Origin of the sequence: Nonomuraea spiralis, assembly GCF_014648435.1 — a bacterium.
Classification (GTDB): domain Bacteria; phylum Actinomycetota; class Actinomycetes; order Streptosporangiales; family Streptosporangiaceae; genus Nonomuraea; species Nonomuraea spiralis.
This window is the reverse complement of the sequence record NZ_BMRC01000004.1, coordinates 588,576-597,252: the sequence shown is the minus strand read 5'-3', so window position 1 is coordinate 597,252 and position 8,677 is coordinate 588,576. Positions and strand designations below refer to the sequence as shown.

The window sequence follows — 8,677 nt, the reverse complement described above, 5'->3', positions numbered from 1 at the left end:
CATCACTGCCAGTCCCAGCGCGATCGGCGACATCGCCCGCGCCGCCCTTGTCCTCACCCATTTCGAGCACAACTGGCTACCAGAAATTCGCTGAGATCACTTCATTGAGGGGTTTTCCATGCCAATTATTAAGGGTGAGCAACCATGACCGCGGGGATCATCCACATCGCCCATTTTCCGGCGAGACGCGATGGGGAGATGCGAAAAGCCATGCCATGTTTGTTCGCTATTTTTGCCGGACTTTTTCCGAGACTCGCCGTCTTCATTATCTGGGTGGCCCGCCCGGCTCTGGTCAGCGCGGCTTTCGAGACCTGGATCTGGCCCCTGCTCGGCCTGATCTTCCTGCCGTTCACCACCCTGATGTACGTGATCCTCTACGTACCCGGCGTCGGGCTGAGAGGAGGGGACTGGTTCTGGATCGGCCTGGCGGTCCTGCTGGACATTTTCCACTGGGTCGGAACCGCGACCCAGCGTCGCCAGATCCCCGGCTATCCCCGAGCCTGACCGCGCCGATTCTCGCCACGCCAGGGTTCACGTCATTTGGACGGCGGCGGCTCATCCCCGCCCTTCGGAGGCGCTACCCCTGGTTTGCCCTTCGGCGGCGCCGATTCGGCGGCGGCCGCGGCCTCCTGCAACTCCTGACGTGTCGCGAACGTGTCGACCAGCGAAAGCAACATGGCCACCACAGGGACAGCCAGCAGCGCGCCCATCGCACCGAACAGTGACGCCCCCAGGATCACGGCGGCGAAGGACACCCCGGGATGGATGTCCACCGCCCGCGAGCTGATCTTCGGCTCCAGCGTCAGGTTCTCCACCTGCTGGTACAGAACACCCCAGGCCAGCGCGACCAGGCCGATCCAGGGACGTGACGAGACCAGTCCCACCACCACCGGCAGGGCGATGGAGATGTAGGTGCCGATGGTGGGCACGAGCTGGGCGACCAGCCCCGTCCACGCTCCGAGCGCGAGCCAGGAGGGCATGTCCAGCACCAGGAACACCAGGGCCGAGGCGGTGCCGCTGATGGCGGCCAGGATGAGCCGGGAGGAGACGTAGCCACCGGTCTTGATCGTGGACACGTCCCAGACGCTGATGAAGACCTGCTGGAACCGGCCGGGCAGCAACTGCGCGATCCACCGGCGCAACCTCGGCCCGTCGGCCGAGAAGTAGAACGACAACAACCCCAGGGTGAACAGGTTGAACACCGTTCCGGTCACCGTCCCCAGCAGGCCCAGTATCCCGCCGAGCGCGCCCTGCGCGTAGTCGGCCGCCTGCTGCGGGGTCAGGTTGATCGATTTGAGGATGTCGGAGATCTGATAGCGGGTGCCGAGACGGGCGTTGACCCAGTCGACGACGCCGGCGACGATTTCGGGCAGCGCCTTCAGCAACACCGCGACCTGCTGCACGAACAGGCTGCCGAACAGCCCGAGGAAGATGACGAAGCCCAGGATGGACAGCGTCATCACCAGCAGTGTGGCCCTGCCTCGGGGCATGTGCCGCGACAGGCGGCGCACGGCGGGTTCCATGGCCAGCGAGAGGAACCACGCCATCACCAGCATGGCGATCAGCGACCCGCCGTCGATGAGCACGAATCGGACGAAGAACACCACGGCGACGACGGCCGCGATGGCGATCCCGGCACGCCAGACGTTGGCAGGTGAGAGCAGCACCCGTACTGCGGGCACGCCGTCGCTCGGCTCCACCGGCTTCTTCATGGCTCTCCAGGGATCTAGGTCTCACCCCCTGTGGCCGCTCGGGGCGACGAGTCCGTACGGGCCGCGGGTCCGGGCATGCGCACATCGGCCTTCCGCGCGTCCGGCGTCGAGCCTGTGGCCCGGGCCGCGTCGTACGCGGAAGTGACGCACCCAACGTACGACGCCCGGCCGCTCCAGCCGGGGATCTACCTGCTGATCGGCTTGTCCGCCGGAACCGCGCGGGCGCCCACGCGTAATCAGCTCTCCACCGGCCGGCGATGAGTTACTAGATCTTCTCCTCGTCGGAAGGCTCCTGGCCGGTCGACTCCCGCCGGTCGCCGCCGTACATCGTGTCGTGCTGGATGCGAGGCGAGCACACCGACGCGGAAGGGCACGCACAGCGCCTCCCACCGTCGTCCAGGCGCACCGTCACCGTGTCCGCGGGCACGTTGTGCCCCGTCACGGTCCCGTCGCCCTGGGGCGTGCTCACCCGGCTTCCCGTGCGAGGCATTCTGTACCGGCTCTCGACGTACAACGGGTGCTCGTACTTCAGGCAGCACATGAGCCGCCCGCACGCCCCCGCGATGCGCAACGGGTTGACCGGAAGGTCCTGGTCCTTGGCCATGCGCACGGACACCGGCTCGAAGTCCTTCAGGAACGTGGCGCAGCACAGGTCACGGCCGCAGGGACCGATGCCGCCCTGGAGCCGCGCCTCGTCCCTGGGGCCGATCTGCCGCAACTCGACCCTGGCCCGCAGATTACGGGCCAGGTCGCGGACCAGGGCCCGGAAGTCGACCCGGTGAGGGGCCGAGAAGTAGACGGTGTAGACGTTGTCGGCGTCGAGATAGTCGATGCCGACGACCTTCATCGGCAGCGTGTGCCGTTTGATCAGCTTCTTGGAGACGCTGCGGGCCTCGGCCCTGCGGCGTTTGTTGGACTCGTCGCGCGAGAGGTGCTCCTCGCCCGCCAAGCCTTCGCACACCGGCAGCCCGTCGATGTCCTCACTCGTGTACTGCGGCGCCCACACACACTCCGCCACCTCGGGGCCCGAATCGGTCGGCACCAGCACCTTGTCGCCGACCTTGGGGGTGTGCCCGCCCGGATCGAGGTAGTAGAGCCTCCCGTAGCGCGTGAAGCTCACGGCCATGATCATTCCCATGGGCTAGAGCTCGCCTCCCTGACGGCCTCGGGGTTGTTACGGCCTTCGTTGCCACACTACGTGTGTCCACCCGCTGAACGTGAGGGGCACTGAGCCTGATCTTGAATCAGCCGCCGGTCCGGCAGTCCTGGCCCTTCGGCAGCGAGACCCGGTAGCGGGCCATGGCCATAGCCGCGTCGACCACACAACGGCGGTCGACGACGGATGCGACACCCCGCTGCTTTCTCAGGGCCTTGAGCAGCGCGCTCCAGTCACCGCGCTCCGTCCTCATCTCCAACCGGTACGACTCCGGCATCTCCTCGACCCTGGTGGCGGCGAGCAGTGTCTTGTTGTCCTTGTTGCTGCGCTTGAAGTTCTCGTACGCCGTCGACCGGTCATCGAAGAAAATGGACTTGACCTGCCTGGACGCGCGCAGGAGTGCGACGATCTCGTTCTTCTGTCTGGTCGTGGCTCCCTTGCCCTCCTTCGTGACCTTCTCGCTGTCCAGTGCGCGTTCGGCACCGCAGGTGGGCAGCTCCGTACCGTCGCCGCAGAGGAAGACGGTGACCTGATCGTCGGATGACGGAAGGGAAGCGGCGGAGGGCACCAGGTCGATGTCCTCGACCCCCGGGAGCAGGACGAGTGTCTGCTTCACCCGCACCGGATCTGTGCCGGGCTCAAGCCGCAGCCTGAACGAGGCACGCAGGTCGTAGACCGTCACCGCGTCGAGCAACGGCTGGTTGTGCGCGAAATCGCGCCGGAAGCTCTCGAAGGCTTCGGCTTGGTCCACATACGTGAGCGAGGTGGCGCCGGGCACCTCCTTCGCCGCCTTTTCGATCGACTTCACCTGCTCAGGCGTGACGCCCTGCTCCTGACAGGACCGCGCCTTCCCAGTGGCCGACCTCGAACAGAGAAAGATCGACAGCTCCAGTGCGTCGGACTGACCGCCGGTGGGGCCGGCGAGCGTCGCCACGTGCTCGTCGCCTCGCAGGCCCAGCCATACGGCGGTCGTGGCCCCCGCGAGCACCACCGCCACGGCCGCGCTCACCAGCCGGAGGTCCACCCAGCTCCGGCGCCGCTCAGGCGCCCGCAGCGGCTTCAACGTGGCGGTGTTGACGGCCGCGCCCGCCTCGGTGAGGGCGTCGCGGAGTCGGTCTTCCATCGGGCTGTTCATGATTCCTCCCCAAGCGCCCTGCCGAGGGCGGCGAGCCCCCGCGCGATCGTGGACCTGGCCGTACTCGCGTTGACGCCCATCGTCTCGGCGATCTCGTGGTCGGACAGGTCGAAGTAGTAGCGCAGCGTCAGCGCCTCACGTTGCCTGCGCGGCAGCTCACGCAGGGCGAGCAGGACCTCGCGCCGCTCCTCGCCCAGCAGCGCGGCGCTCTCGGCCGACCAGACCGGCGGCTCGTAGGGCACAGGCCGCCGGAACACCGTCGCCCGTCGGCGCAGCACGGACCGGCACCCGTTGAGCACGGCGGACCGCACATAGGCCAGCGCCTTGTCCGCGTCACGCAGCCGGGACCAACCCGCGTGCGTACGCGCGAACGCCTCCTGTACGACGTCTTCGGCGGTGGCCTGATCACCGACCATGATCAGGGCGAGCCGCACGAGGCCCACGTGATGCTCGGCGAAGATCGACGCGATGTCGACCCGTTGCCGCGCCAGGGCCTGTTGTTGGGAGAGCAGTTCGACTTCCACGCTACAGAGACGCTTCGCAGGCTCACCTGCTGCTCTGGTCACCCGGATATCTTCCAGCCACCCCACCCGTCAGCGACCGCGATCAGCGCAAGCCCCACCCCACGGCAACGACCGCGATCAGCTCAAGCCCCCGCCCGACCGCAACGCCCGTGATCAGCTCATTCCGCCGCCCGACGACGGCGACCGCGATCGGCTCAGGCCGCCCCGCGCAGCGACAACATCATCGCCTCCACCGCCATCTGCGGGTTGACGTTGGCCCCCAGCCGTTCCCGGCACCGCATGATCGCGTCTATCCGCCGCAGTGTCTCCTCCGGCGTGGACGACCTGGCGAGCTGGTCGAGGTCGAACCGGATGTCGTCGTTGGCCAGCTCCACCCCCGCCCCGAACTGCATGGCCAGCACGTCCCGGTAGAACGACACCAGCTCCAGCAGCGCCGCGTCGAGCGAGTCGCGCTTGATGCGGGTGGCGCGCGACTTCTGCCGGTCCTCCAGCTCCTTCAGGGCCCCGGCCCCGCCGCGCACCAGCCCCCGGTTGAGCCCCTTGCCCGTGGACCCCTCGCCGTAGATCCTGCGCAGCTCGGTCGTCTCGTTCTCGTTGAGCGCCGCCGTCGCCGCCGCGGCCTCTTCCTCGGCCGTCTTGACCAGGCGTTCGGCGGCCGACACGCACTCGCCCACCCCGGTCAGCGAGCGCGGGATGCCCAGCACGGCCTCCCGCCGGTGCCGGGTGCCCTCGTCGAGGGCCAGCGACCGCGCCCTGCTGATGTGTCCCTGCGCGGCCCGCGCGGCGAACGTGGCGGTCTCCCACGGCACGCTGTCACGTGTGGCCAGTACGTGCGCCACGGCCTCGGTGGACGGCGTGGTCAGCGTGACCTGGCGGCAGCGCGACCTGATGGTGATCATGAGGTCGTCGGGAGCCGGCGCGCACAGCAGCCAGACCGTACGCGGCGGCGGCTCCTCGATGGCCTTGAGCAGGGCGTTGGCCGCGGACTCCGTGGCGCGGTCGGCGTCCTCGAACAGGATGACCCGCCAGCGGCCCTGGGTGGGGGCTCCGGCGGCCCGCAGGATGAGCTCGCGCGTCTGCTTGACGCTGTAGGACAGGCCCTCCGGACGTACGGACTCCAGGTCGGGATGGGAGCCGATCAGCACCTGGTGGCACTGGTCGCAGTGGCCGCAGCCGCCGTCGGAGCACAGCAGCGCGGCGGCGAACGCCCGCGCGGCCTCCTCCCGGCCCGAGCCCGGCGGGCCGGTGAACAGCCAGGCGTGCGTCATGCCCGTGCCGCGACCGCCCCTGACGGCCTCGCCGGCCGCCGCAGCGGCCCGCGACAACACGGAGATCGCCTGGTCCTGCCCGACGAGGTCATCGAAAACCGTCACGGGGTAAGGCTAGTCGCGGATGGCGGGCATCGTGCCCGTGATGTCCTCGGACTCCCGGGGCACCGGATCGGGCAGGATCTCGCGGATGCGGTCCTGGATCTGGCGGGTCAGCACCTCGGGCGCCATCGTGCCGTCGACCACGAGGTAGCGGTCGGGATGGGCGGCGGCCAGCGCGCGGAACTCCTTGCGCACCCGCTGATGGAACTCCAGCGGCTCGGACTCGATCCGGTCGGCCGCCCCGCCCAGCCTGGTCAGCCCCACCTCGGGTGGCGTGTCGATGAGTACGGTCAGATGCGGCACGAGCCCGCCCGTCGCCCAGGCGTTGATCCTGGACACGTCCGCGGGGTCGAGCGCCCGGCCGGCCCCCTGGTACGCCAGCGACGAGTCGACGTATCGGTCGGTGATCACCAGCGAGCCCCGGTAGAGCGCGGGACGGATCACCTTCTCGACGTGCTCGGCCCGGTCGGCGGCGTAGAGCAGGGCCTCCGAACGGGCCGACAGGCCGCGCTCGGCCGCGTCGAGCAGGATGGCCCGCAGCCGCATGCCGATCTTGGTCGAGCCGGGCTCCCGCGTCTGGACCACGTCGTAACCCTGGTCACGCAGCCAGATGGCGATCAGCCGCGACTGGGTCGTCTTGCCCGAACCCTCGCCGCCCTCGAACGCCACGAACAGCCCTGGGACGTGCTCGGCCGCCTCGGCGGGGTAACGCTCGCCGCGCACCGCCGCGATCAGATCGGCCGAGAGCGAGACGCCCTTCCTGTCGTCCATGTGGCGCAGCGCCAGGATCCCGACGACCACGGCCAGCACCCCGCCGATGACCAGCACCAGGTTGGAGCCGTCGAACTGGTAGGCGAGCGTGCCCAGGCCGAACTGGTGGGCGCCGAAGAGCGCCGCCAGCGGGTTGGCCACCGCCACCACGAGCAGCAGGGTCACCCGGGCCGTGGACTGCAGGAACGAGAACGTGCGCCCGCGCAGCGTGTCCTCGACCTCCAGCCCGATCAGGGTGTAGCCGATGATCCACGCGATGCCCGCGCACGCCCCGAGCAGCACGGTCAGCATGACCACGATCGGCAGGTTGTGGATCAGCGCGATGGCGACCAGCACCACCCCGGCCGTCGTGATGGCCAGCCCGAACAACCGCCGCCGTGACAATCCCTGGAGCAGCCTGAGGCCCACGAACATGCCCAGCGCCATGCCGACGAAGACCGCGCCGAACACGACGCCGTACGCCGCGTCGCCGCCGCCCAGGGCCACCACGTAGATCTTGGCCACGCCGACCACGGCACCGCCCGCGGCGAACGCGCCCAGCATGCCGATGATCAGGCCGCGCACCAGGCGGTTGCCGCCCACGAACCGCCAGCCCTCGACGACCTGCTTGAGCACCGAAGGCGCCGAGATCGCGCCGTCGCGCTTGGGGATGCCGCGCAACGTGAAGATCAGGAAGGCCGACACGAGGTAGGCCAGGGAGTTGACGAACAGCGCCGGCGCGGTGGGGTCCATCCCGGACAGGAACGGCAGGACGCTCCGCCCCATGTCGCCGACCAGGGACAGAGCGGCGAACAGCAGGGCCGCGATCGGCGCGCTGCCGTACGTGACCAGCAGGTTGAGCCGGTTGGCGGACTCGAGCTGGTCCTTCGGCACCAGGTTGGGGACCGTGGCGTCCTTGGCCGGGACCCAGAACAGGTTGACGCACTCGACCAGGACGGTCGCGACGATCACCCACTGGTAGGTGCCGATGAGGGGGATCGACAACACGACGGCGAACCTGGCCAGGTCGGCCGTGAACATGGTCAGCCGCCGGTCGAACCGGTCGGCGAACACCCCCGCCAGCGGCCCGAGCAGCACCGCGGGCAACATCTTGGCGATGAACACACCGCCCACGGCCAGCGACTGCATGCGGTAGTCGCCCTGGTTGAGGTTTCCGGCGAGGGCGGTCAGGGCCAGGATGTTGAGCCAGTCGCCCAGACTGCACACCGACATGGCCGTCCAGAGCCGGCGGAACGGCGCATGGGCCAGCACATTGGCAGCGCGCCTTGGGGCAGTCATGATTTCAGCGTATCCAGGTGTCGACCGGACATGGGAAAGCCAGAAGACAAGCCGGAATCGCCCGCTTGTCCGTGGCTGAGGGTATTACGTTCGCGGGGCGGCGCGCAGGCCACACCGCTGGAACGGCTCACCGAAAACATCATTGGCGCATCACTCCCGCCTCTTGCCTGATCTCCTCCACCAGCGGTGACCAGGCGGCACGGACGGCGGCCGGCAGGGCCAGCTCGTCCCAGAGCTCGACGAGCAGCGCGCCGTCGATGTGATCGAGCAGGTGTGCTGGGCCGCCCTCGGACAGCAGCGCCGAGTAGGCCGCCCGGCGCTGACCGCGGTCGGCCAGGTCGTAGGCCCGGCCGCCGAAGCGCAGCACGCCCAGGGCCGCGGCGACCGGCAGGCGCCGCAGCCGGCTCGGCACGTGGAACCTGTGGCCGCCGGCCGTCTCCACGGTGAACTCGACCTTGGGCTCCAGGGCCAGCCGGAACCCGGCCGCGTCGAGGATGCGCCCGGCCGTCTCCAGCGTGGGCGACTTCCTGCCGTGCTCGTAGGCCGACAACGTGGTGCGCGAGGTGCCGCTTCTGCTGGCCAGCGCCTTCTGGTTGAGGCTCGCCGCGTGACGCGCCTGCTTGAACAGCAAGCCACCGCGCCTGGCCCAGAAGGCGACGTCGGGCACGAGCGAGGCCGCCTGGCGAACCGCCCCTTCGGCCGGAGAGGAAACCATGCTCACCTCCTGCGAG

8 protein-coding genes are annotated in these 8,677 nt (G+C 69.2%); 1 reads left to right on the top strand and 7 read right to left on the bottom strand.

Annotation, left to right across the window (positions count from 1 at the left end; translation table 11 throughout):
- The first annotated feature begins 144 nt into the window (after positions 1-144).
- Entirely contained in the window at positions 145-504 is a 360-nt protein-coding gene (locus tag IEZ27_RS13115) for a hypothetical protein (RefSeq protein WP_229823926.1), read from the top strand.
- 32 nt (positions 505-536) lie between these two features.
- Here IEZ27_RS13115 and IEZ27_RS13110 read toward each other — a convergent pair whose 3' ends face one another.
- The 7 genes from IEZ27_RS13110 to IEZ27_RS13080 form a co-directional block, all read right to left on the bottom strand.
- Positions 537-1,712 (bottom strand): AI-2E family transporter, encoded by a 1,176-nt coding sequence (locus tag IEZ27_RS13110; RefSeq protein ID WP_189647377.1) that lies wholly within the window; start codon positions 1,710-1,712, stop codon positions 537-539.
- Positions 1,713-1,977: 265 nt separating this feature from the next.
- A complete protein-coding gene (locus tag IEZ27_RS13105) occupies positions 1,978-2,838 on the bottom strand; it encodes a PSP1 domain-containing protein (RefSeq protein ID WP_379478584.1) in 861 nt (286 codons plus the stop codon).
- Between the two features lie 118 nt (positions 2,839-2,956).
- A complete protein-coding gene (locus tag IEZ27_RS13100; RefSeq protein ID WP_189647376.1) occupies positions 2,957-4,003 on the bottom strand; it encodes a permease-like cell division protein FtsX in 1,047 nt (348 codons plus the stop codon).
- Entirely contained in the window at positions 4,000-4,527 is a 528-nt protein-coding gene (locus IEZ27_RS13095) for a SigE family RNA polymerase sigma factor (protein WP_229823925.1), read from the bottom strand. Before IEZ27_RS13095 ends, IEZ27_RS13100 begins: the two co-directional genes overlap by 4 nt.
- A 194-nt stretch (positions 4,528-4,721) precedes the next feature.
- Complete coding sequence (locus IEZ27_RS13090; protein WP_189647375.1) at positions 4,722-5,900, bottom strand: DNA polymerase III subunit delta'; 1,179 nt, start codon at positions 5,898-5,900, stop codon at positions 4,722-4,724.
- Between the two features lie 9 nt (positions 5,901-5,909).
- The gene (gene tmk / locus IEZ27_RS13085; protein WP_189647374.1) at positions 5,910-7,946 is read right to left on the bottom strand and encodes a dTMP kinase; all 2,037 of its coding nucleotides are present in this window, start codon (positions 7,944-7,946) and stop codon (positions 5,910-5,912) included.
- Between the two features lie 139 nt (positions 7,947-8,085).
- A complete protein-coding gene (locus IEZ27_RS13080) occupies positions 8,086-8,661 on the bottom strand; it encodes a helix-turn-helix transcriptional regulator (RefSeq protein WP_189647373.1) in 576 nt (191 codons plus the stop codon).
- Positions 8,662-8,677: the final 16 nt, after the last annotated feature.